This window comes from Streptomyces sp. NPDC006463, from assembly GCF_042870715.1.
GTDB lineage: Bacteria > Actinomycetota > Actinomycetes > Streptomycetales > Streptomycetaceae > Streptomyces.
In genome coordinates, this window is sequence record NZ_JBIAHP010000016.1 from 1 (window position 1) to 23,540 (window position 23,540).

Consider the following 23,540-nt stretch of genomic DNA (forward strand, 5'->3'; position numbering starts at 1 on the left):
CGGCTGCGCACGCGTCCCTCCCCCCTCCGCGAGACCCCCACCCGGTCGCCCTTGACCTCCACCCGCGCGACCGACTCGCCGGCCGGGTCGTCGACGGCGGGCCCGCCGTCGACCGGTACCTCCTGGCCGCCGCTGAGGCGCGCGATGAGCGTGACGGAGCGGCCGGACGACGGGGTCGTGAACGCGGGGGCCGACCCGCCGGTACTCGGAGCGGATCCGTGTCCGCCGTGCCCGTCATGGGCGTTCGCGGGGCCGGCGGAGGCGATGTTCAGCACGAGCAGGCAGGCCGCGGTCGTCATCGCGGCCGTCCTCGTCGCCGTGGTCGCGTTCGCGAGAAGTCGCGTCTTCATGTGAGTGATTCCCTCCCTGGGATCCCGGCCGTCGGTGGCCGGTCACAGGACATACGGATCGCCCACGCTCCTCGTTCAATGCCGAGGACGAACTCGTCAAGCGCACCGTGTGACGGAGGGCGGCCGTCAGCAGGGGGTCGACGGTCCCTTCTGCTTCGTGAGGTTGTCGTCGGACATCCAGCCCGACGTGTTCGTACCGTCGATGCGGACGTAGGTCCACTTGTTGCCGTGCGCGTTGACGACGTAGCAGTGGTACCAGAGCTTCGTGCCCGTCTTGGCCAGGGACACCGCGGGACACGTCTGGTAGGGCCCGGTTTCGAGGTGGTAGTCGCCGGACATGTAGCCGTAGGTCCCCGGGGCCGGATCGCGATGGCTCCAGCCGCCGCAGCTCGTCGACACCGGGGTGGGCTTGGCCGCCGAGGACGCCGACGCCTGGGGGGTTGTGACGGGCTTCGGAGAGGACGTGGCGGACGGCTTCCCCGGGGTGCCGGTGGAGGGCGGGGCGCTCGGCGCGGCCGGCCCACCGGACACGCCGCTCGCGCTCGGCCGGCCGCTGTCCGATGCCGGGCCGGCCCCCGGCTTCGCCGCCTGGGCCCGGTCACCGCCCTTGCCGCCCTTACCGCCGTGTCCGTCCATGACGGCGTACGTGACGCCACCCGCGGCGAGTACGACGGCGGCCGCCGCCGCGATGACGGTACGGCTGCGGCGCGACGGGCGGCCCCCGGCCGGTCCGGCGTGCGGCGTCGGCGCGGTCGGCGCGCCGGGCGGCGGGTGACCGGCGTGCGGCGCAGGCTGCGGGAACGACTGCGGCTGCTGGTACGCGGGCGGCGGCCCGAAGCCGGCAGGTCCGGGAGCCGGCGACACGACGACGGCCGGCGCGGTGGGAGTGGGCGGGGCGCCCAAGGGCGCGGGCGTGGCTGCGATCGGAGGGGCCGGGTCCCCGCTGCTCGTGGCCACCTGCTGCAGCATCGCGCGCGCCGAGTCCGCGGTCGGCCGGCTCTCCGGTTCCTTCGCCATCAGCGCCTGGAGGACCGGGGCGAGCGGTCCCGCCCGCCGGGGCTCGGGCAGCGGTTCGCTGACGATCGCCGACAGCGTGGACCAGACGGAGGTGCGGCGGAACGGCGAGGTGCCTTCCACGGCCGCGTACAACGTCATGCCGAGCGACCAGATGTCGGAGGCCGGACCGGGCTCCCTGCCCTGCGCTCGCTCCGGCGGCAGATAGTCGATGGACCCGACGATCTCACCGCTGCGGGTCAGCTTGGCCATGGCGTCGTCGTCGGGGGCCTCCATGCTGGCTATGCCGAAATCAGTGAGCACGACCCGGCCGCCACGCTCCATCAGCACGTTCCCCGGCTTCACGTCCCGGTGCAGCACACCGGCCCGGTGCGCGGCGTCGAGCGCGTCCATCAGCTCGGCGCCGATCGCGGCGGCCTCGTGCGGCGCCAGCGCGCCGCGCTCCGCCAGGACGTCGTCGAGCGAAGGCCCGTCGACGAGTTCCATGACGATGACCGGCAGGCCCTCGTCGTCGGTCACGTCGTGCACGGTGACGACGCCGCGGTGCCGGATCCGGGCGGCGGCCTGTGCCTCCCGCTGCATCCGGGCGCGCAGATCGGCCAGTTCGGCGGCGGACGCGTCGGTGTAGGCCCGCAGCACCTTGACGGCGACTTCCCGGTTGAGCAGTTCGTCAACGGCCCGCGCGACGACTCCCATACCGCCCCGCCCGACCATGGAGGTCACCCGGTAGCGGCCTCCGAGGACCTTGCCGACCAGCTCTCCGCCCTGCGCGTCCCCCGTCGGCACCGCACGCTCCGTTCCACTCGCCAATCGCCTACCCGGCGGGCACAAGAGTAGAGGAGTGATCACGAACGACCCGCAGGTCCCGGGCCGAGCCCCCCACTTGGTGTCAGGGCCGGTCGTACCAGGAGAACGAAGTGATGCGCCAGCCCTGTGGGGTGCGGGCGAACTGGAAGGTCTTGGTGCCCCCGCCCTCGAAGGGCTCTCCGTCCAGGATTCCGGACTTGCGGTACTCGCCGGAGCGCGAGGCGAAGTCGCCCGCGATCTCGGTCCGTTCGGAGGTCTCCCACTCGGAGAACTCGACAAGCCGGCCGTCGGCCAGCAGCCGCTCGCGGGGCTCGATGAACTCGTCCACGGTGTAGGCCGTGAAAACCGGGCCGGTATTGGTGATCAGGGCGCCGGGCACGACGAGTCGACGAATCCGGGCGACGTCGGCGGCCCGGCCGCCCGTGTTGTCGAAGGCGCCGAAGAACTCGGCGGTCAACTGGTCTATCTCGGTCTTGGACATGGCGCGACGGTAACAGCGCGGGGGTGCCGGCACCGGTGGTTCCCTCGGAATGCGGAGATCGCCGCCGACCCGCGTTGTCAGTGGTCGCAACTATGTTCAGTCGTGTCCCGCCGGTGTGGCTCGGACGCCCCCTTGGTGCATAGGAGATGGTGCGTTGTCAGATTGGGAGAGGTCGAGCACGGCGCGGGTGACGGCACCCGCGCGGCCGCGCAAGCTCGCCAAAGTCCCGTTCGTCGAGCTGGCCGACGGACGCTTGCAGGGCGTGGTGTCCAGCGGTTCGGACATCGAGCGGGTCTACGTCTCGTCGGTGGCGGCCGGCAGCTACGCGTTCGCTTGCAGCACCAACAACAACCGGCCCTGCGGTGGGGCGCGCGGCTCGTTCTGCAATCACATCAGGGCCCTGATCACCGAGGCGGTGCTGCAGTACGGCGCCGAGCGCGTCGCCCGCTACCTGAGGGCCGAGGCCGCGGCCGGGGAGCCGAGCGCGTTCACCATCACCGCCGAGATGATCAACGCACGCCCGCCGCAGGGAGACACTACGGCCGCCGCGCCCGTCTTCAGCCGGTTCCTGCGCCACCTGGCCTACCTGGAACTCGCACCGACCACCGCGCCGTTGCCGGAGATGCAGTGGTTCCCGCCGACCAGGACGGCGGTGGCGACGGGGGTGCCCCCGCGTGAGCTCGGTCCGAGCGCGGGGGAGCGTGCCGACCTGCTCGCCGAAACCGTCCCCGGGCTCGACGAAGCCCTCGCGGCCGTCGACGCCTTCGACCGGGCCCTCGTCGCCGGCCTGCTCCGCCCCCAGCCGGCCCAGGCAGCCGGCCTGACCGAGCTCGCCCACGCCGTCGCGGGGTCGCCGCTGGCCTCCACGGTCGCCGAGGCGGCCGGGAAGGCGGCAGCCGGAGCCGCGGGCGAGGACCACTTCCTCGCCCTCGCCGCCGCCCGCACCGCGCTCCTCGGCTCCGTCCACGACGCGCTGGCCGTCCGCGTCGAGGAGGTGACGGGCCGCTCCCGCCGCGAGGAGCCCCTTCCCGCGCCCGGCGAGCGGCAGCCGGTGAACCTGCTCGCCGCAGCCCGTTCCTGGCTCTGTGACCTGGCGCGCTCCGGGTGGCAGGGCATCGACCACGACGTGGTCGCCGGGTCGGCGCAGGTCGTCTCCGCGATGCTTCCCGACCCGGCTCTGCGCCGCCTGGCGACACTCCTCGACGGCTTCGCCGCCGAACTCGCCGCGTCCTGCCCGGGCGCGACCCTGGAGCGCATCCCGGCCCGGCGCTGGGCCGACCTGTGGTCGCGCGCGATGCTGCTGACGCTGCCCGGCGCGGCCGATGTGCAGCTGACCGGCACCGTCACCGGCCGGCTCCTGCCCCTCGGCGTCGACGTGCAGGAACACGCGACCGCCGTACAGGCCCAGGTCCACGCGGTGTTCGAGCCCGCGGACGGCGGCGCCTCCCGCCTGGTGCGTGCCGGGGTGTCAGTGCCGAAGCCCGACACCGTCGTCGGAGCCGGCCTCTGGCAGCTGCTCCGCCCGCACATGTCGCTCCTGGCGGCCGTCAGTGAGGGCCGTTCGATGGAGATCACCGGCATGCCGGTCACCGCGGAGGGCGACCTGGTCTGGAGCGACGGGCACGCACGCGTGGGCGAGCCCGCCGACGCCTTCGCCACGGCCCGTGTCGCCCTGCCGGCCGCCACCGAGGCACCGACCGCACCGCTGGACCGGCACCCCGCGGGTATCGCCGTACCCGTGTTCCTGGAGGGCTACGCCACCGAGCAGGACGACGACGCGCTGACGTTCACCGTCGCCGGACACCCGCTGCCCGTCGACACGGACCGCGTTCCGGCCGCCGGGCCGCTCACCGCCGACGCCGTCGCGGCCTCGGGAGCCTGCATCGGGCTGCTCCGCTGGGACGCGGGGGCGTACCGGATCCAGCCCCTGGCCGTCGAGACGACCGTACGGAAGAAGGCCGTCGCGATCCACGCCGGGGGCTGGGCCGGGGGTACGACGGGCAAGGCCGGTGTCAGGGCCGAGAAGGCCGCCACCGACGCCGTGGCGGTGCTGCGGGAGCGGGCCGGAAGGCTGCTGCGGAAATGACGGAGCACATGACCGAACCCGCGGTGGACCCCGACGAGAACCGTCGCCAGGTCCTGTACTGGCGGCTCCTCGCCCGGCTCTTCGACCCGGAGGAGCAGGCCGCCCTGGAATCGGCGAGCCTCGCCGTCGTCAAGGACATCGGTCTGCCGTCCTCGCTGCTGGACCCGCAGGCCTCCGTCGACTCCGTCGTGCAGCGACACCCGGAGCTGGCCGCCGAGTTCGACGGTCTGATGGCACCCGAGCCGGACGAGGACGGCGCCCGCGACCGGGCCGCCGAGGTCCGGCGCGCGGCCCTGGTGTCGAAGGTGCTGCTCAACGTGTTCGCCTGCGGCTCCGGCAGGGTCACCGCCGGACAGCTGACCCGCTGGCAGTCCGACGCGGGCTGGCTGGAGCGTGCGCTCGGCTGCGAGCCCGGCGAGCTGCGCGGCGGCCGCGCCGGGGGAGGGAGCGCCGCAAGAGGCGCGGGTACGGGCGTCAGCCCGACCGGCACCGGCGGGCGCGGCACGACGCCCGATCTCAGCCGCCTGATCCCGGAGATCGGCCCGGAACTCGGCGCCATCGAGGCCGACCTCGTCAAGCGGATGCACCTGCGCGAGGTGCTGGCCGACCCCCAGCTCGCCGCGCGGCTGACCCCGAGCATGTCGCTGATCGAGCAGCTGCTGCGGGACAAGAACAACCTCTCGGGCGTGGCCCTGGCCAATGCCAAGGCCCTGATCCGCCGCTTCGTCGACGAGGTCGCAGAAGTGCTCCGCACCCAGGTGGAGAAGGCCACGGTGGGCGCCCTGGACCGCTCCGTTCCGCCCAAGCGGGTGTTCCGCAACCTCGACCTCGACCGCACGATCTGGAAGAACCTCACCAACTGGAGCCCGGAGGAGGAGCGGTTGTACGTCGACCGCCTCTACTACCGGCACACAGCCCGCAAGACGACGCCGCAGCGGCTGATCGTCGTCGTGGACCAGTCGGGGTCGATGGTCGACTCGATGGTCAACTGCACCATCCTGGCGTCGATCTTCGCCGGGCTGCCGAAGGTGGACGTCCACCTCATCGCGTACGACACGCAGGCACTCGACCTCACTCCGTGGGTCCACGACCCCTTCGAGACCCTGCTGCGCACCAACCTCGGCGGCGGCACCGACGGCACGGTCGCCATGGCGCTGGCGCAGCCGAAGATCGCCGAGCCCCGTAACACCGTCGTCGTGTGGATCTCAGACTTCTACGAATGGCGGACCGAGCAGCTCTTCGAGTCCATGGCCGCCATCCACCGCTCCGGAGCCAAGTTCATCCCGGTCGGCTCGGTGACCAGTTCCGGCCGCGGCAGTGTCAACCCGTGGTTCCGGGAGCGTTTCAAGGACCTCGGCACACCGGTGCTCTCCGGCCACATCCGCAAGCTCGTCCACGAACTCAAGACGTTTCTCGCTTAGATCAGAAAGGCCCTGTTATGTCCGACATGTTGCGCGCCCCCGCCGAAATCAAGTTCGCCGAGGAACTGGACTGGCTCGAGTCGATCGACGACAACCCCAAGCCCTTCTCCTGGCGCCTGTCCCCGAAGATGGTCCGCCTGTTCATCCTGGGCTCCGAGCGCTCCGACGGCCTGGACCGGGAGATCTCGCAGAAGTGGTTCGGCGACCGCAGTTTCGTCGAGCGTTCCATCGTCACCCTGGCCTCCGACCGGGGGCTGCTGCTCATCGGCGACCCCGGCACCGGCAAGAGCTGGCTGGCCGAGCTGCTGTCCGCCGCGATCTCCCGTAACTCCACACTGGTGGTGCAGGGCACGGCGGGCACCACCGAGGACCACATCAAGTACTCCTGGAACGTCTCCATGGTCATTGCCAAGGGCCAGTCGCGGGAGTCGATGATCCCCTCGCCGATCATGACCGCGATGGAGACCGGGACGATCGGCCGCTTCGAGGAACTCACCCGCTCCACCAGCGACGTCCAGGACGCGCTGATCTCGATCCTGTCCGAGAAGTACATCTCGGTCCCGGAACTGGACAGTGACGGCATCGTCTTCGCCAAGCCGGGCTTCTCGATCATCGCCACCGCCAACAGCCGTGACCGGGGCGTCAACGACCTGTCCTCGGCGCTCAAGCGACGCTTCAACTTCGTCCGCATCCCGGTGGTGACGAACAAGAAGAGCGAGGCGGAGATCGTCCGCTTCCGCACCGAGGAACTGCTCCGCCGCCACCAGCTCGAACTGGACGTGCCGCCGTCGCTGCTCGACGTGCTGCTGCAGAGCTTCGCCGACCTGCGCGCGTCGGCTGCCGCGGCCGGCAGCGACGACGAGAAGCTGGAGTCCGCGCTGTCCACCGCCGAACAGATCGGCGTGCTGGAGGACGCGATCCTGCACAGCGACTTCTTCGGAGAGCGCGCCCTGACCGCCCGCGCCCTGGCCTCCTCGCTCGTCGGGTCGCTGGCCCGGCGCGAGCCCGAGGACCTGGCGATCCTCAACAAGTACCTGCACGGCGTCGTCGAACCGCGCAGCAAGGAAGAGGGCGGCTCCTGGCCGGAGTTCCTGGAGGGCGGCCGCGACGCGATCGCCACCCTGTCATGAGCGGCCCGCACGAGGGGACCTTCGAGGCGCTGCGCGGGCAGCTCCAGGAGGCAGCCGCGACGTTCGCCGACGGGCCCGGCGCCCTGGAGGGCATCCTCCTCGGCATCGTCGACGACGTCGACCGCGCGGTGCGCGAGCCACTGGAGATCTTCCCCGTCTGCCACCACTCGCCGGCCTCGGCGGTCGCGATGGCCCGCCGCCTGCGGGAGAAGCAGCCGAAAGTCGTGTACCTGGAGCTGTGCGAGGACATGGCGCCGCTCCTGACCGAACTGCGCAACTGCAAGCTCCCGGTGGCGGTGCAGGCGTTCGCGAGCGAGATCGACGGCTTCCCGGCCGAGTGGGCTCCGCTGTCGGTGGTCGCACCGATCACGGAGGCCTCGGCCGAGTACCAGGCGATCGCCTACGCACTGGACACGCCCGGCGTCGAACTGGTCCTCGTCGACCGTTCCTCGGACCACGTATTCCAGTGGGACACACGCGGGACGCACCACGACGTTGAGCCCGCCGATGCCGACGCGCCGCCCGCCGACGAAGAGGCGGCGCTGCACGGCGACGCGGTCGGAGTGGAGATCGGCGACCTCCGGCCCCGCTTCGCCGAGCTCGAGGAACACCTGCTGCGTCACGGCAGGGTGCGGCACTGGTCGGAGTGGTGGCACCAGTACGTCGAACTGCCCCTCGGGGACAGTGACCACGACACCTACCGCCAGGTCATGCTCCTGATCGGCAGCCTCTTCCGGCGCCTCGCACCCGGCGACCCGGGGCGGGTGCGCGTGGACGAGGACCGCGAGCGCTACATGTGGACCAGGATGCGGGAGCACATGGCCGCCACCGGTACGGATCCCGCGGACTGCCTGTACGTATGCGGCGCCTTCCACGCGGCCAGCCGGGTCGAGGAGTTCGGTGTCCAGGGCGCCGACACCTACGAGATCAGCCCGCGCAGCGCCACCAAGTGGCTGCACGGCCTGATCCCGTCCAGCCACGCGGCGATCGAGGCGCAGTTCGGCCTGGCGGCCGGTTCGGTGTCGATCGCCGCGACCGTCTGGGCCAAGAACCTGAGGCGCACGCGCGTGGAGCCGTACCGGCTGGCGGGACAGGCGGGCGCGAAGCGGCCGAAGGTCAAAAAGGCCGCGGCCGCCGCGGCACCCGTACCGGCGGTACCGTCTTCCGACAAGCTGACCGGCTTCCTGCGCCGGCCACCCGTCCTGGACCGGCTGGACGAGGCCGAACTGCTGGGCTGGTCCGTCGAGATCGTGCAGGCCGCGCGCCGCAACGGCTACCTCGCCTCCACCGCCGACGCCATCGCGGTCTTCGAGACGTCGATCCTGCTGGCCCGGATGCGCGACCGCGCAAGGCCCACGCCGTACGACTTCCAGGACGCGGCCGTCACCTGCATAGAGAAGGACAGCGTGCCCGGCCGGCGCGACGTGCGCCGCCTCGTCGAGATCATGATGGGCGGCGACCGGATCGGCCAGGTCGGCTACGAAGCGCTGCCGCCGCTGGCCCGCGACGTGCACGACCGGCTCGCGCCCCTGAACCTGAAGCTCCAGCAGCGTGGCGTGCAGCGGGCGTTGCTGGACATCGCGGGACGGCCGGAGCTGGAACAGTGCTCGGACGTGCTGTGGATGCTGCGTTACCTGATGCCGCACGGCACCGCGCGGCCGATCATGGGCGAACGCAGCCTGGGGGAGCGGCCGATCCAGGAGTCGTGGGACCTCGCGCTGGGCACCCACCAACGTGCGCTCATCGAGCTCGGGTACGAGGGCGTCAGCATCGAACAGGTCCTGGAGCAGCGTCTGCGCCGCACGGCCTACGCCACGCACGCCACAGCGGCGACGGTCCTGGAGACCGTCGAGGACGCGACGCTGTACCTGCGCAGCCGCCGACTCGCCGACGAGCTGGGCGCACGCGCGCTGGAGGTGCTGTCGGCCGAACGCGGAGTCGACGGCGCGCCCGAGGTGCTGCGCCGCGTACGGCGACTGCTGGCGTACTACCGCACCAGCGAGCCGGTGCTGCCGCCCTGGATCGAGTCCTTCGCCAAGACCGGATACGCGCACTACTGCACCCTGCTGCCGACGGCGTTCACCGACGACGACGCCACCGTGCGTCACGTGGCCGCGACGCTGGGCTTCCTGTTCAGCATGGAGAGCCTGGCGCTGTCGCTGGGGTGCGACCGCACCCAACTCGAGCTGGCGGTCGCCCAGTCGCATCCGCAGGACCCGTCGAAGACGGCGCTGCTGTGGGCGGCCCAGGTGCAGCTCGGGCACCTCTCGCGGGCGGACCTCCGCGAGCGCTGCGACGAACTGCTGGGCAACCCCATGGTGGTGCCCGCCTATCCGCGCTACCTCAGCGGCTTCCTGCACGCCCTGGAGCCCGTCCCGGGCCTCACCGACTTCGTCGTCGAGGCCGTGTCCAACGCGTTCGGGCGGCTGCCGGACCCTGTTCTCCTGCCGTGGTTGCCGACCTTGATCTCCACACTGCGAGCGGGCGGCGCCGAACTGGCCCCGCTGCTGATCCGCGAAGCCGGGCGGATCTTCCCCGGCAGGCTCGCCGCGCTGGACGAGTGGGTGGCGCCGTGGCGGGCGCAGCCGGAGCCGGACGCCCTGTTCGCGGCGCGGCACGCGGACGGCGGCAGCCGCGGCTGCACGCTGCTCGCCGCCCATCCGGCGACGTGCGACGCGGTCGCGAGCCTGCTGGGCTGCGAAGGGACCTGGCAGGCGCCGGAGTCCGGCCCTCGGGGCGCGGTCCTGGTGGGGCTCCATCCGGCCACGGCCGAGGCGCTGGAGGTGCTGCTGGCGGGTGCGTGACCTCGCCGGGCGGATTCGCCCCGCTGGCCGGGGGCCAGATCGTTGCTGACGGCGGCCGCCTCCGCGAGGCGCACGCCGTCAGGGCCGACGAACTCGACCTCGACGAGGTGACGGTCAGCCCGGCCGCCGGGTCGCGGGGTCGACTGCGCACGAGGTGATCTTCGCGTCGCCGGTCCGCCGCCGTTTCGCGGGCGGCGGTGGCGTGAGGGGCCCGGCCGGCCGGCGCGAGCCCGGCGGAGGCTTCGGCTTCGGCACGGGACACCCTCCGGGGCTCGGGTGGCTGGGTACGGCCGGCCGCCGGGCCGCGTACTGCCCGGAACCCTGCCACCGCCCGGCCCCACACCTCGGGCCGCGCACGTGTGGCGGGTGTGGCCGGATCGCGCTCCAACTCCCCTTCCAGCCGGTCCGGTTACAGCACTGGTAGGAAACCTTCCTATCCGCTACGCTCCCCGTCGGCGGCTTGGCGCGGTGCCCATTCCCCGGGCGTGACGCGCTCAGCGAGAGCTCTGTCCCGGCCGCCGTGACGCCGCCCCCTGCCCGCCCCGGCCGGGGGCGGTGGCCCGCACCGGTGTCCAGCTCTCGCCGTCCCCAAGGCCAGGGAGTCCAGGTATGCATCCGAATGCCTTAGTCCGACCCCCCATGTTCCGCAGCCGTCCTCGCACCCTCCTTCTCGTCCTCGGCGCCGCGCTCGCGCTCGTCGGCGGGCTCCTGCTCGCCTGGCCCGGACGGGCCGGAGCCGCCGCCGACCCGCTGATCTCGCGCGGAAAGCCCGCGACCGCCTCCTCCGCCGAGAGCTCCTCGCTCGGCGCCAAGAACGCCTTCGACGGCGCTGCCTCGACCCGCTGGGCCAGTGCCGAGGGCAAGGACCCGCAGTGGATCCGGGTCGACCTCGGCGCCGCCGCCACCATCTCCAGGGTCAGATTGAGCTGGGAGGCCGCCTACGCCAAGGCGTACCGCGTCGAGGTTTCGGCGGACGGGGCGGCGTGGACCCCGATAGCCCAGGAGAGCGCCGGCAACGGCGGCACCGACGACTGGACCGGGCTCTCCGGCAAGGGCAGGTACCTGCGCGTCTACGGCACCGCGCGCGGCACGGCGTACGGCTACTCGCTCTTCGAGGCCGAGGTGTACGGCACCGTCGACGGCGGGCCGCCCCCCTCCGGCGCCTTCACAGTGGTCGCCGCCGGTGACATCGCCGCCCAGTGCACGGCCTCCGACAGCGGCTGCGCGCACCCGAAGACCGCCGCGCTCGCCCAGCAGATCGATCCGAAGTTCTATCTGACGATGGGTGACAACCAGTACGACGACGCCCGTCTCGCGGACTACCGCGCCTACTACGACAAGACCTGGGGCGCCTTCAAGGCGAAGACCCACCCGGTGCCGGGCAACCACGAGACGTACGACCCGGCCGGCTCCCTCGCCGGGTACAAGGGCTACTTCGGGAGCATCGCCTACCCGCAGGGCAAGAGCTACTACAGCTTCGACGAGGGCAACTGGCACTTCATCGCCCTCGACTCCAACGCCTTCGACCAGGCCGGCCAGATCGACTGGCTCAAGGCCGACCTCGCCGCCAACGGCAAGCAGTGCGTAGCCGCCTACTGGCACCACCCGCTGTATTCGTCAGGCGGCCACGGCAACGACCCGGTCTCGAAGCCGGTGTGGAAGATCCTGTACGGCGCGAAGGCCGACCTGGTCCTGAACGGGCACGACCACCACTACGAGCGGTTCGCCCCGCAGGACCCCGACGGCAAGGCGACCGCGGGCGGGATCGTGGAGGTCGTCGGAGGCATGGGCGGCGCCGAGCCCTACCCGATCGAGGACGTCCAGCCCAACAGCCAGAAGCGGATCAGCGGCCAATACGGCGTACTGAAGCTGGAGTTCACCGCCTCCGGCTACGGCTGGACCTACGTCGGCAGCGACGGACAGGTCAAGGACACCAGCCCGAAGTACAGCTGCCACTGATGTACCTGGCCAGCACCGGCCGCCCGGACGCGCCGCCCCGCACCCCGGGGACCCGGCGGCGCGTCCCCGCCACCGTCCTCGCACTCGGCGCGGTCAGCCTCGTCACCGACGTCTCCTCCGAGATGGTCACGGCGGTGATGCCGCTCTACCTGGTCCTGGGCCTCGGCCTCTCGCCACTGCAATTCGGTTTCCTGGACGGCATGTTCAACGGCGCGACCGCACTCGTGCGCCTCCTCGGCGGCCGGCTCGCCGACCGCGGAGACCGGCACAAGCGGGTCGCCGGGGCCGGCTACCTGCTCTCGGCGCTCTCCCGGCTCGGGCTGCTCCTCGCCGGCGGAGTCACCGCTGGGATCGCCGCCTCACTCGCCGCGGACCGGCTCGGCAAGGGCATCCGCACCGCCCCGCGCGACGCCCTGATCTCGCTCAGCGGCCCGCCGGAGACGCTCGGCCGGGCATTCGGCGTGCACCGGGCCATGGACACCACGGGCGCGCTCCTCGGCCCGCTCGCCGCGTTCGCCGTCCTGTGGGTGACCGCGGATGCCTACGACGCGGTGTTCGCCGTCAGCTTCTGCACCGGACTGCTCGGCGTACTCCTGCTCGTCCTGTACGTCCCGTCCGCCGCCGCGTCCCGGCCGGTCGTCCCCGCGCCGACTCCACTTCGGCGAACGGCGCTGAAGGACCCCGCCTTCCGTCGCGTCCTGTACGCCGCCACTGTGCTCGGCGCCGCAACCATCGGCGACGCCTTCCTCTACCTGCTGCTCCAGCGCGGCCTCGACCTCCCGCCCGCCCTGTTCCCGCTGCTGCCGCTCGGCGCCGCAGCCGGATATCTGCTGCTCGCCGTCCCGGCGGGCCGGCTCGCCGACCGGACCGGGCGGCGACTGCCCTTCCTGCTCGGGCACGCCGCCCTGCTCGGCGCGTACGCGGTGCTGCTCACCCCCCTCGCCTGGCCGGCTGTCGTGGCCGTCCTCGTACTCCTCGGCATCTTCTACGCCTTCACGGACGGCGTCCTGATGGCACTCGCCGGCCCCTTACTGCCCGCGTACGGCCGGGCGGGTGGTCTCGCGGTGCTGCAGACCGGCCAGGCGCTGGCCCGGCTGCTCGGCGCGGCCGGGTTCGGGGCCGCCTGGACCGTTTGGGGGCAGGGGCCCGCCCTGTGGACCGCGGCGCTCGCGTTGGCCGGGGCGCTCACGGCCGCCTGGCGCATCCTGCCCGCCCCGGCCCCCGCCCGCGCCGTCCCGGAGGCACCGTGAAGCCCCGCCCGCAGCAGCTCCGCCTCGCCCTCGTCGTGGCCGCCGTGCTCCTTCTCGCGGGGGGCTCCCTGGGCTACGTACTGCATGCCAGGCATCGCGACCGGCCAGCCCAACAGGCCCATGCGGACGGTTCGTTCCGCCTCGACCGGCCTGGGTTCTACTTCCGGGACTCGGCCACCGGGCTCGTCGCCCGAGGGTCCGGCAGCCCCGAAGGCTCCCGCGTGACGGGCGGCCCCGCCTGCGACCGGTTCTACGCGGCGGGGGAGCGTGCCCTCTGCCTGCGCAGCCTGCCCGGCATCCCGGCGCGCACCCAGGCCCTCGTGCTCGACCGGCAGCTGCGCGAAGTCCGACGCACGACCGTCCCCGGCATCCCCAACCGGGCCCGTGTCTCCGCCTCCGGACGGCTGCTGTCGTGGACGACGTTCGCGACCGGCGACTCCTACGCCACCTCCTCCTTCTCCACGAGGACGTCGATCCTGGACCTGAGCACCGGCTATCTGATCAAGTCAATGGAGGAGATCCCGCTGACCCTGGACGGCGCTCGCTACCACGCCCCCGACGTCAACTACTGGGGCGTCACCTTCGCCCGGGACGACAACCGCTTCTACGCCACCGTCTCGACCAAGGGCCGTACCCACCTCGTCGAGGGCGACCTGCGGAACTGGACGGTGACGGCGTTGCGCGAGAATGCCGAATGTCCGTCGCTGTCGCCGGACAACACCCGGATCGCATTCAAGAAGAAGGTCTCGGACGACCCTGCGGCGCCCTGGCGGTTGTACGTCCTCGACCTGGCGACGATGCGCGAGCACCCGCTGTCCGAGCCGCACAGCGTCGACGACCAGGCCGCCTGGCTCGATGACGCGACCGTCGCCTACGCCCTGCCGGGAGGCGAGGGAAGCGACGGACGCGACGGAAGCGACGGACGAGCGAGCGACATCTGGGCGGTCCCGGCGGACGGCACGGGCGCGCCCCGCCTCCTGATGCCGGGTGCCTCCTCACCGGTCGCCGTGCGCTGATGTCTTCCAGGGGTGTGCGAACGCTGAGGGCAGCTCGGTGGCACCCGAAGTGGAAGTCGGACAGGCTGGGCGCATGGTTTCGGTATTGCAGAACGTGGCGGTCGACTGTGCGGATGCCTTCATGCTGGCCCGGTTCTGGAGCAGTGTGACGGGCCGTCCGATGGATCCGGATGCCAGGCCGGGTGACCGGGAGACTGAGGTGCTGTTGGCGGAGGGACCGGTGCTGTACTTCAACCAGGTGGCAGAGGCCAAGACGATCAAGAACCGGATCCATCTGTGTTTGCGCCCCGAGAGCTCGCGCGATCAGGAGGTGGACCGGCTGCTGGGCCTCGGTGCCACCTTCGTCGCTGATCACCGGAATCCCGATGGCTCAGGCTGGGCAGTCCTTGCTGATCCCGAGGGCAATGAATTCTGCGTTCTGCGCAGCGAGTCCGAGCGGGCCGCCATGCATTCCTGACGCCGACGCGCCGTTCTGGCCGGTTTCGGGACGAGAACGGTCGCTTCGTGGCGGACGGTGCTTCGCCTGACCCGGCAGGTCAAGAATCCTTGACATGATGTCGCGACTGCTTGACACTCCGAGTGTCTGGTCTTCTTGACATGGGGAGCGGGGATGGCAGTCGAGGAAAAACGTGCCTGGAGCATGCTGATGTGCGCGCTCGGGTCGTACGCGGTGTACCTGTGGGTGGTGCTGGGGCGTCCCGCGGGAGTGGCGCTGACCGAAGCGCCTTACGTGGCAGCCCTGTTGTGGTCGGTCGCGCTGTCGATCGCGGTGTCGGTCGCCGCTCACATCGCGATCGCCGCGTTCGCGCCGCGGGAGGAGGCGAACCTCAAGGACCAGCGCGACCGGGAGATCCACCGTTTCGGTGAGTACGTGGGTCAGTCGTTCGTCGTGATCGGCGGGGTCGCCGGCCTGATCCTGGCGATGGTCGAGGCCGCACCGTTCTGGATCGCCAATGCGATCTACCTCGCCTTCGTCCTGTCGTCGGTGCTCGGATCGACGGTCAAGATCATTTCCTACCGTTTCGGTTTCCGCCCGTGGTGAAGGCGACGAGGGTCACCAACACCATCCGGGCCCAGCGCTTCGCCCACGGCGAGATGACCCAGGCCGAACTCGCCCGCCGCATCGGCGTGAGCCGCCAGACGGTCATCGCCATCGAGCAGGGCCGGTACTCGCCGTCGCTGGAGATGGCCTTCCAGATCGCCCAGGTCTTCGGCGTCCCGCTCGACAGCGTCTTCCAGTACTCAGCAGCCCCGACCGGCAGCTCGGACTCGGGCAGCGCCGGCGGCGGCACCGGCACCGGCACCGAAGGAGAGACGGCATGAGAGCCATCGTCCAAGACGTCTACGGATCGCCAGACGTCCTGCGCCTCGACGAGATCGACCAACCCGTGCCCGGCCGGGGCGAGGTACTGCTGCGCGTGCACGCGGCCGGCGTCGACCAGGGGGTCTGGCACCTGATGACGGGCCTGCCCTATGCGATCCGCGCGGCGGGCTTCGGCCTGCGGGCACCGAAGCAGCGTGTCCGCGGCATGGACGTCGCAGGCCGCGTGGAGGCCGTCGGCCTGGGCGTCACCCGCTTCCGGCCGGGTGACGAGGTGTACGGAACCTGCACCGGCTCGTTCGCCGAGTTCGCCTGCGCCGGTCAGGACGAGCTGGCTGCACGGCCCGCCCGGCTCACGCCCGAACAGGCTGCCGTCGTCACGATCTCCGCGAGCACCGCCCTGCAGGCCCTGCGCGCCGGCCGACTGGAGTCCGGCCACCGGGTCCTGGTGATCGGAGCCTCGGGCGGAGTGGGCACGTACGCCGTGCAACTGGCCAAGGCGCTCGGGGCCGCCCACGTCACCGGGGTCTGCAGCGGCTCGAAGGCGGACCTGGTCCGCTCCATCGGCGCGGACGAGGTCGTCGACTACGCCCGCGAGGACCCGGCCGACGGCGTCCACCGGTACGACCTCGTCCTCGACATCGCGGGCAACCGTCCCCTGGGCCGGCTCCGCCGGATCCTGACCCCGCGCGGGAGCCTGGTGATCGTCGGCGGCGAGACCGACGGGCGCTGGATCGGCGGGAACGACCGGCAGCTGCGGGCCTTGTTGCTGTCGCCCTTCGTCCGGCACCGGCTGCGGGGACTCGCCACCGTCCCGCGCCCCGAGGACCTGCGCGTCCTCGGGGAGTTCATCGAGTCCGGCTCGCTCACCCCGGTCGTCGACCGCACCTACCCACTGGCCGAAGTCCCGGACGCGGTAAGGCGCCTGAGGGAGGGTCACGTACGGGGCAAGATCGCGATCCGCGTGTGAGGAGCGCCCCGTCACCAGGGGCGCAGCCCGCGGCGCAGCCTCTGCCGCGGCTCGACCGGGGTCCGCCCCCTACGGGGCCCGCTTTCCTCCGGCCGTAGCATCGGCCGGGACCGTCACCGTCGGCGTGTTCCACCCGGAGATCCGCAGCCGTGGCGCCGAGCCGTGCAGATCGCCGGTCCGGTAGGTAGCCGTCAGCGTCGCCGATTCACCCGGCCACAGGCTGATCTGGTTGTCGCTCCACCGGACGGGCAGTACGGGCGCGCCCGTCGCGTCCACCAGGTGGACGTCCGTGAGCAGGGCCGGCGAACTCCCGGTACCCGCGTGGCGCACGGTCACCGTGGTCGTGGACATCCCCGAACCGTCCGCCGTCGTCGAGGCGGCCCCGGTGACGCTCGCCCGGCCCATCGAGTTCAGGCCGGTGAGATCGGCGTAGGAGGTGGTGGGCGTGTAGTACCAGTCGGTGTGCGCGTAGTCGAGCACATCCTCCTTCGTGGAGAGCCAGTACACGTTGCGGCTCACCTCGTGCCCCGCGCCGTCGGTGAGCAGCAGCCGGGCCAGATAGGTGGTGGACAGCCCCGCGACCGACGCGGGGACGGTCAGCGCGGTGCTGCTCGCGCCACCGCCCGCGACGCTCAGGCCGCTCGCCGTCCGGTCGTACTTCTGCGTGCCGTCGGTGTTGAACAGCGTCACCCGAGCCGTCAAGCCGGAGGCCGCTGACGTCCGGTTGTTGACGACGGACACCGAGCGGTCGTCGTACCCGTACTGGATGTGCAGCGGCTCGTTCGCCTTCTTCGCACCGAAGTAGGCCCCGCCCTGGTCGAGATACCGGTCCAGCAGCTGCCAGTGCAGGGAGGTCCAGCCGCTGTTGAACATCCAGTAGATGACGCCGGTCGACGGTTCGGAGGCGTCCTCGGCATTGCGGCCGTAAGCCTCGAACTGCGCGCGCACGTTCTCGTACTGCGCGAGCTGCGCCTTGCGTACGTAGTCCTCCAGGCCGGCCGGGGGACCGTAACGGCCCGCCAGCGCGGCGTCGTACAGCCGCAGCGTCGCGAAGGTGGTCGAAGGGGAGCGGTGGTACTGGGCGGCGGACGGGTTCTTCCACAGCATCTCCAGCTCGGCCGGGGACATCATGCGGCGCAACGTGTCGAGGGTCGGGACGTCCGGGCCCGCGCTGGTCTCGGAGTTGAAGCCGGTGGCGCCGCCTTCCCGCTTGGCGTACCAGTAGCCCGGCGGGACCCAGTCGTACGGACCGGTCATCCGCATCCCGGAACGTCCGGTGACCGGCGCGGAGGCGTCGGAGGCCGCGGGGACCACCGGGGTCGCCCAGTCGGCGTCGTCCAGCGCGTCGACGTACTCCTGCTCGATCTCCTCGTTCGGTGCGAAGTCACTGCCGATCAGGAAGGAGATCACGCTGGGGTGGTGACGGAGCCGGGCCGCTTCGGCGGCCATCGACGCCTTGGCGACGGAGTGGTCGCCCGCGTCCCAACTCTCCCCGGTGCCCGTTACGTTGACCTCTCCCTCCCACTTGTCGCAGCACTCCCAGCCGGGAAGCGTCAGGATCCCGTACCGGTCGGCGAGGTCGAAGAACTCGTCGGGCTCGATGTGCCCTTCCAGCCGCAGGGTGTTCAGGCCCAGGTCGAGGGCGTACTTCAGGCGGTCCTCGACGTAGGTACGGTCCCAGCGCAGGAACTCGTCCGGGGACCATCCCCCGCCCTTGATCAGCAGCGGGCGGCCGTTGATGTGGTACTGGCGGGCGCCGTCGGCGTTCAGGGGTGCCCGCACCTCACGGATGCCGAAGGACTCGTGAGCGGTGTCGGAGGGCGTGCCGTTCACCGTCGCGGTCAGGTCGAGAGCGTACAGCGGCTGCTCACCCATCGCGGCGGGCCACCACACGCGGGGCGCACTCAGCCGCAGCGCCGGGTGGTCGGCGGGGGAGAAGACCACGGTCCTGGTCTCGTGGGGGGCCAGTGTGACACTCCGGCTGACGCGGGCGGGTCCCGCGGTGCCGGAGACCGTCGTGGTGACGGCGGCCGACGAGTCGTTGCGCACCTGCGCCTTGACGGTCAGATCGGCCGAGGACATCGACGGCACGGCCAGGGCGGTCACCACGTGCGCGTCGCGCAGGGCGACCGGCCCACCCCGGCGTACCACGACGTCACGGACGATGCCCATGTTCTTGTCGGGCGGGGGCTGCAGCCAGTCGAGCCAGCCCATCGTGAGCTGCTTGCGCGGATCGTTGGGCCGGATCCGGAAGGCGACCGTATTGGTGCCCGTTTCGATCAGGTCGGTGACGTCGAGCTCGTGCCTGGTGTACGCGCCGGCGACGGTGCTCGCGGTGGCGATCTGGTGGCCGTTGACGAAGACGTCGGCGGCGGAGATCACCCCGCTGAAGTCCAGGTACGTACGAGAAGTCGTGTCGGTGACGACGAACTCGGACCGGTACCACCAGGGCACCGTGAAGTCCGCGGCCGGGATGAGCTTCTGGTTGGTGGAGTAGAAGGGGTCGGGGTGGACGCCGACGGCCAGCAGTGCCGCGAGGACGGTGGAGCGGGCGCCGGCCGGATACCAGCCGGTCGCCGGATAGCCGGGGCTGGAAACGGCGGCCACCGGGTCCGTGACCTTCGCCGTCGACTGGATCGTGTACCCGGACAAGGCGGTCGCGCTGCCCGGGGCGGCGGCGACCACGGTCGCCCGTGGCCCTGCAGCCGCGTACGGAGAGGGAGCCGCGGGGGAGGCTCCGGCGGTGAAGGCGAGGACCAGGCCGACGACGGCAAGGACAGCGGTTCTTCCGTGTACGAGGGCGAGGCGGTGGAACACGGTGACCTCCCACGGGGACGGGCCGAGTCTGCCACGGGAGGGCTCGCACGTGGCGGCGACACCCCTGGCGGCGCGGCTCTTGGACTCGGTCGGAGGCCCGCAGCGGGCGGATGCGGCACGGGCGCCGGTCCCGTACGGCCCCGATCCCTCACGGTGGGCCCCGACCCGGGGGACGTGATGGGATGCACCCATGACCCGGCTGATACTGCGTGACCGTATAGAGCACTACTACGCCCATGTGCCCCTGCTGTTCGCCGAGGCCGAGGAGTTCGGCACGCTGCGGCTGTTCGTACGCCGGGAAGCGGGCGCCCCGTACTACGGGGGGCCCGCGCACGCGCGGCCGGTCTCGGCGGACGGCGCGCGGGCGGTGACGGCCGCCGACCTGGAACGGGTACGGGCCCGGCAGCGGGAACTGGGGGTGCCGCAGGCCTTCGAGTGGCTCGCCGAATCCGCCGGACCGGGGCTGCGCGCCATGGTCGAGGGGGCGGGGATCGCGGTGGAGGAGCGCCCGCTGATGGTCCTCGACCCGGATCTGGCACCGGCCGCGGCGCCGCTCCCCGCAGGGGTGACCGTACGGGCCGTGGCAGCGGACGACCCCGCCCTCGCGGCCGTACTCGCCGTGGCGAACCTCGCTTTCGGGGGACCCGCGTCCGTACCCGCCGCAGAGGTGCCGGCCGTCCGGGAGACCCTGCGCGACGGTACGAAGGTGCTGGTCGCCGCGTTCGCACCGGACGGCTCACCGCTGGCGGCCGGACACTACCACCCGTGCGGCGGTGCCACGGAGATCGGCGGCATCGGAACCCACCCCGCCGCGCGCCGCCAGGGTCTCGGGGCCGCCGTGACCACCGCCCTCGCCGCCCACGCGGCGGACCACGGCGTGCGGACCGTCTTCCTCGCGTACGCACGGGAGTCGGTGGCCCGCCTGTACGCCCGTCTCGGCTTCCGGCCGGCCGGAACCACTCTGCTGATCGCCGATCAGCCCGCTCGCGGCCAGCGGCCGTAGACGCGTGCCCTTGGCGGAGCTGCCGCTGACCGGCGGTACTCGTACTACTTGCCTTCCAGCGCCGCCACCAGCTGGGGCAGGCCGCCGCCCGCCAGGACGAGGGCCAGGTGGTCGTGGTAGTCCCGGCTGCTGACGATCAGGCCGTCGCGGACCCTCAGCACCTGGATGTTGGCGGCCTCGAAGGTCCGGCCGGTCACCCGGTGGTGCACGTGGTAGTCGAACTCGGCGACGACCACCTCTGCGTCGTCGGTTTCCCGGACGACCACGTTCGCCGGGGTCAGTGTCACGGGCGAACTTGCGGAGACCCCGGCGAACCGCTCCTTGAGCGCGGCCCGCCCCTCGATCCGGCGCGGCCCGACCGGTTCGAAGACGGTCTCCACGACGGCGTCCTCGGCGTACAGCTCGGCCAGCTCGGTGAACCGTCCGGCGCCGACGCCCTCGATCAGTTTCTGGAAGACCTCGCGCGGTGACAGCGTTTCAGACATGACCAACTCCAGGGATCCACAGCTATAATCGGACTGGCGACTCCGTTTTTACGATACGGACTGGAGACTCCGGTTGTCCAGGGTGGTTCTGTCGTCGAAGTCGAAAGGTGGGAAAGAGATGGGTGGCGCTCAGGAGCGCCCGCTGCGGGCGGATGCGGCACGCAACCGGGCCAGGCTGCTGGACACCGCCACGGAAGTGTTCACCACCCGCGGCGTCGGTGTGCCGACCGAGGAGATCGCCCGGATCGCCGGGGTCGGAGTGGGCACGCTCTTCAGGCACTTCCCGACCAAGGAGGCACTGCTGGAGGCGGTGATGGTGCGCAGGCTGGAGACGATGGCCGCCCAGACCGCGAAGCTGGCCGCCGAGACCGGCCCCGCCGAGGCCTTCTTCGCCTGTTTCCGCCTGGTGGTGGAACAGTCCGAGGGCAAGAGCGAGTTCGCCCAGTACCTTGCCGCGGCCGGGGTGGACGTGCACGCGTCCCTTCAGGAGCCGACCATGGAGATCCAGGCGCGGCTCGCCGATCTGCTGACCGGCGCGCAACAGGCGGGCGCGGTCCGCCCGGAGCTGGGCCTGCCGGAGTTCATCGCCCTCCTGGCCGGCACCGGCAGAGCGATGGAACAGCTCGGAGCGGATCGGGCGCCCCGGGAGCGCGTCTTCGAGGTCGTCTTCGACGGGCTGCGGCCACGCTGAGCCGACGGCGGCCGAAGGCCCGCCGGAAAAGGGTTTGACGCCCGCCGGGTCCGGCGATCGAATGACGGCCCATGAGTACAGGACAGATGCACCCCGGTCAGCACCCGGTCGACGAAGACCTCGTACGGCGGCTGATAGCCGGGCAGTTCACCCGGTGGGCGGGGCTGGAGGTGGAGCGGTTCGCTTCCGGCGGCACGGTCAACGGCATGTACCGGCTGGGCGACGACATGGTCGTACGGCTGCCGTTGGTGAAGGGCGGAGCCAACGACGTGGTGATGGAGCGGCAGTGGCTGCCGCGTCTCGCGCCCCTGCTGCCCACGGCCGTTCCCGAGGTGCTCGGGGCGGGGGAGCCCGCCGAGGGGTACCCGTGGTCGTGGTCGGTATACCGGTGGCTGGAGGGGGAGAACCCCGAGGCAGGGGCGCTCGACGAGCCCGCGCTGCTGGCCGAGGACCTGGCCGGGTTCGTGGCGGCCATGCGGAGCGTCACGGCCCCGTCGGCGCCGCAGGCCCACCGCGGCGGGCCGCTCGCCTCGCAAGACGCCGGGACCCGGGCGGCGATCGAGGAACTGCGGGGGATCCCGGAGGAGGGCGTCGACTGCGATGCCGCTGCCGCCGTATGGGAGGACGCGTTGCGGGCCCCGGGATGGGACGGTCCGCCGGTGTGGCTGCACGCCGATCTGATGCCGGGCAACCTGCTGGTGCGTGATGGCAGGCTGTCCGCGGTGATCGACTTCGGGTGCATGGGGGTGGGCGATCCGGCCTGCGATCTGTTCCCCGCGTGGAACCTTCTGCCGGCCGACGCGAGGGAGGTCTTCCGCGCGGCGCTCGGCGTCGACGACGCGACCTGGAACCGCGGCCGGGCACGGACGCTCTCGCAGGCGCTGATCGCGCTGCCGTACTACCGGAAGACGAACCCGGCCATGGCGCGCAACGCCCGTTTCGTGATCCGGGCGGTGCTGGGAGAGGGCTGAGGCCTCCTGGGGCTCGCCCGCACCCGCACCCGCGGACCGTGGATCACGGCTGCGCCGACGGGAGTTCCTGGAGGTGCCCCTCCGCCACGAAGGCGACGTCGCCCCCGACGCGCACGGACCGGATGTCCCGACCGTGGCCCTCGGCGCTGACGATGATCTCGCTGGGACGTCCCGTGAAACGGCCCTGGCGCAGGACGGACCGCTCGCCGGAGCCGATGCGCCCGTGGCGGCGCAGATAGGCGGCGGCGCACCCCGCGCCGCTGCCGGTGGCGACGTCCTCGAGGACGCCGTCGTTGTCCCAATGCCGTCCCTCCATCGCGGCGGCGTCGAGCAGGTAGGCGAACTGGGCGCCGAGGCGTGCCAGGGGAGCGTCGAGCGGCGCGAGCACGCGGGCCCGGGCAAGGGCGTCTCCACGTACGGGGAGCACGAGGTAGCGCAAGCCGGTGGAGAGGACCTCCGGGGGCAGGGTCGGGTCGAGAGCGGACGGTTCGAGGCCGAAGAGGGCGGCCGGCGCGGCGAGGGCTGCGAGGTCGTGCGGGTCGGGGCTCCCCAGGAATTCGGCGGCACCCTGGTCGAGGAGGCTCGCGTACCGCCCCGGGCCGCGGCGTTCGGTGGCGACCTCCACCGTCCGGGCCGGCAGGCGCAGGGTCCAGGCCTCGTGGTCCGCGGATCCGCCCAGGGCGTGCAGTACGGCGGCGGCGCCGATCAGGGGGTGCCCGGCGAAGTCCAGTTCCCGGCTGAGGTCGAAGACCCGCGCCCGTCGGGTACTACGGTCCTCCGCGCCGTCGCGGAGCAGGAAGACGGACTCGAAGTGCCGCAGCTCGCGGGTGATGCTCTGCATCTGGGCGCCGGTCAGCGGGTCGGCGTCGGGGAACACCGCGAGGCTGTTGCCGCTGTAGGGGCGGTCCGTGAACACGTCGACGTGGAGATAGCGCATGGGGCCGACGCTACCGGGGGAGCTCAC

Annotated in this window: 20 protein-coding genes and 2 pseudogenes; 16 read left to right on the forward strand and 6 right to left on the reverse strand. The window is 71.9% G+C overall.

All coding sequences use genetic code 11. The features are described 5' to 3' along the window. The 3 genes and pseudogenes from ACFYOB_RS26705 to ACFYOB_RS26715 form a co-directional block, all read right to left on the reverse strand. Positions 1 to 350, reverse strand: a pseudogene (locus ACFYOB_RS26705) (hypothetical protein); the annotation flags it as partial. 126 nt (positions 351 to 476) lie between these two features. Beyond that, positions 477 to 2,150 (reverse strand): protein kinase, encoded by a 1,674-nt coding sequence (locus ACFYOB_RS26710; protein ID WP_388563543.1) that lies wholly within the window; start codon positions 2,148 to 2,150, stop codon positions 477 to 479. Between the two features lie 103 nt (positions 2,151 to 2,253). After that, positions 2,254 to 2,652, reverse strand: coding sequence for a nuclear transport factor 2 family protein (locus tag ACFYOB_RS26715; RefSeq protein WP_388563545.1), 399 nt, complete (start codon positions 2,650 to 2,652; stop codon positions 2,254 to 2,256). A gap of 139 nt (positions 2,653 to 2,791) precedes the next feature. Here ACFYOB_RS26715 and ACFYOB_RS26720 point away from each other — a divergent pair. From ACFYOB_RS26720 to ACFYOB_RS26780, 13 genes and pseudogenes are all read left to right on the forward strand, one after another. After that, positions 2,792 to 3,298: pseudogene (locus ACFYOB_RS26720) on the forward strand (hypothetical protein); the annotation flags it as partial. A gap of 18 nt (positions 3,299 to 3,316) precedes the next feature. Further along, on the forward strand, positions 3,317 to 4,738 hold the full coding sequence (locus ACFYOB_RS26725; protein ID WP_388563865.1) for a hypothetical protein: 1,422 nt from the start codon (positions 3,317 to 3,319) through the stop codon (positions 4,736 to 4,738). Beyond that, positions 4,735 to 6,159 carry a VWA domain-containing protein gene (locus ACFYOB_RS26730; RefSeq protein ID WP_388563547.1) on the forward strand — a complete coding sequence of 475 codons (1,425 nt, stop codon included), beginning with the start codon at positions 4,735 to 4,737 and terminating at the stop codon, positions 6,157 to 6,159. The genes ACFYOB_RS26725 and ACFYOB_RS26730 overlap by 4 nt, the downstream gene beginning before the upstream one ends. Before the next feature lie 17 nt (positions 6,160 to 6,176). After that, positions 6,177 to 7,289 carry an AAA family ATPase gene (locus ACFYOB_RS26735; RefSeq protein WP_388563549.1) on the forward strand — a complete coding sequence of 371 codons (1,113 nt, stop codon included), beginning with the start codon at positions 6,177 to 6,179 and terminating at the stop codon, positions 7,287 to 7,289. Beyond that, positions 7,286 to 10,093, forward strand: a complete 2,808-nt coding sequence (locus ACFYOB_RS26740) for a hypothetical protein (protein ID WP_388563551.1) — start codon at positions 7,286 to 7,288, stop codon at positions 10,091 to 10,093. Before ACFYOB_RS26735 ends, ACFYOB_RS26740 begins: the two co-directional genes overlap by 4 nt. Then, positions 10,090 to 10,251, forward strand: coding sequence for a hypothetical protein (locus ACFYOB_RS26745; protein ID WP_388563553.1), 162 nt, complete (start codon positions 10,090 to 10,092; stop codon positions 10,249 to 10,251). Before ACFYOB_RS26740 ends, ACFYOB_RS26745 begins: the two co-directional genes overlap by 4 nt. Before the next feature lie 481 nt (positions 10,252 to 10,732). Continuing rightward, positions 10,733 to 12,052: a discoidin domain-containing protein gene (locus ACFYOB_RS26750; RefSeq protein WP_388563555.1), complete on the forward strand. Its 1,320-nt coding sequence runs from the start codon at positions 10,733 to 10,735 to the stop codon at positions 12,050 to 12,052. Beyond that, positions 12,052 to 13,302, forward strand: coding sequence for an MFS transporter (locus ACFYOB_RS26755; protein WP_388563557.1), 1,251 nt, complete (start codon positions 12,052 to 12,054; stop codon positions 13,300 to 13,302). The genes ACFYOB_RS26750 and ACFYOB_RS26755 overlap by 1 nt, the downstream gene beginning before the upstream one ends. Then, positions 13,299 to 14,318: a TolB family protein gene (locus ACFYOB_RS26760; protein WP_388563559.1), complete on the forward strand. Its 1,020-nt coding sequence runs from the start codon at positions 13,299 to 13,301 to the stop codon at positions 14,316 to 14,318. The genes ACFYOB_RS26755 and ACFYOB_RS26760 overlap by 4 nt, the downstream gene beginning before the upstream one ends. A 73-nt stretch (positions 14,319 to 14,391) precedes the next feature. Next, complete coding sequence (locus ACFYOB_RS26765; RefSeq protein ID WP_388563561.1) at positions 14,392 to 14,775, forward strand: VOC family protein; 384 nt, start codon at positions 14,392 to 14,394, stop codon at positions 14,773 to 14,775. Positions 14,776 to 14,928: 153 nt separating this feature from the next. Further along, a complete protein-coding gene (locus ACFYOB_RS26770) occupies positions 14,929 to 15,360 on the forward strand; it encodes a hypothetical protein (RefSeq protein ID WP_388563563.1) in 432 nt (143 codons plus the stop codon). Continuing rightward, positions 15,354 to 15,641 carry a helix-turn-helix transcriptional regulator gene (locus tag ACFYOB_RS26775; RefSeq protein ID WP_388563565.1) on the forward strand — a complete coding sequence of 96 codons (288 nt, stop codon included), beginning with the start codon at positions 15,354 to 15,356 and terminating at the stop codon, positions 15,639 to 15,641. The genes ACFYOB_RS26770 and ACFYOB_RS26775 overlap by 7 nt, the downstream gene beginning before the upstream one ends. Continuing rightward, positions 15,638 to 16,609 carry an NAD(P)-dependent alcohol dehydrogenase gene (locus ACFYOB_RS26780; RefSeq protein WP_388563567.1) on the forward strand — a complete coding sequence of 324 codons (972 nt, stop codon included), beginning with the start codon at positions 15,638 to 15,640 and terminating at the stop codon, positions 16,607 to 16,609. Before ACFYOB_RS26775 ends, ACFYOB_RS26780 begins: the two co-directional genes overlap by 4 nt. A gap of 69 nt (positions 16,610 to 16,678) precedes the next feature. On the opposite strand, the gene ACFYOB_RS26785 is transcribed toward ACFYOB_RS26780, so the two are convergent. Continuing rightward, complete coding sequence (locus tag ACFYOB_RS26785; RefSeq protein WP_388563569.1) at positions 16,679 to 19,426, reverse strand: glycoside hydrolase family 2 protein; 2,748 nt, start codon at positions 19,424 to 19,426, stop codon at positions 16,679 to 16,681. A gap of 190 nt (positions 19,427 to 19,616) precedes the next feature. Between ACFYOB_RS26785 and ACFYOB_RS26790 the strand changes: the two genes are divergently transcribed. Further along, on the forward strand, positions 19,617 to 20,429 hold the full coding sequence (locus tag ACFYOB_RS26790) for a GNAT family N-acetyltransferase (RefSeq protein WP_388563571.1): 813 nt from the start codon (positions 19,617 to 19,619) through the stop codon (positions 20,427 to 20,429). A 44-nt stretch (positions 20,430 to 20,473) separates the two neighbouring features. Here ACFYOB_RS26790 and ACFYOB_RS26795 read toward each other — a convergent pair whose 3' ends face one another. Next, entirely contained in the window at positions 20,474 to 20,914 is a 441-nt protein-coding gene (locus ACFYOB_RS26795) for a nuclear transport factor 2 family protein (RefSeq protein WP_388563573.1), read from the reverse strand. Positions 20,915 to 21,032: 118 nt separating this feature from the next. Between ACFYOB_RS26795 and ACFYOB_RS26800 the strand changes: the two genes are divergently transcribed. Together ACFYOB_RS26800 and ACFYOB_RS26805 are read left to right on the forward strand one after the other, a co-directional pair. Further along, positions 21,033 to 21,605, forward strand: a complete 573-nt coding sequence (locus ACFYOB_RS26800; RefSeq protein WP_388563575.1) for a TetR/AcrR family transcriptional regulator — start codon at positions 21,033 to 21,035, stop codon at positions 21,603 to 21,605. Between the two features lie 71 nt (positions 21,606 to 21,676). Next, the gene (locus tag ACFYOB_RS26805) at positions 21,677 to 22,576 is read left to right on the forward strand and encodes an aminoglycoside phosphotransferase family protein (RefSeq protein ID WP_388563577.1); all 900 of its coding nucleotides are present in this window, start codon (positions 21,677 to 21,679) and stop codon (positions 22,574 to 22,576) included. 43 nt (positions 22,577 to 22,619) lie between these two features. Here ACFYOB_RS26805 and ACFYOB_RS26810 read toward each other — a convergent pair whose 3' ends face one another. Next, positions 22,620 to 23,513 (reverse strand): PhzF family phenazine biosynthesis protein, encoded by an 894-nt coding sequence (locus ACFYOB_RS26810; RefSeq protein WP_388563579.1) that lies wholly within the window; start codon positions 23,511 to 23,513, stop codon positions 22,620 to 22,622. Between the last annotated feature and the right edge of the window lie 27 nt (positions 23,514 to 23,540).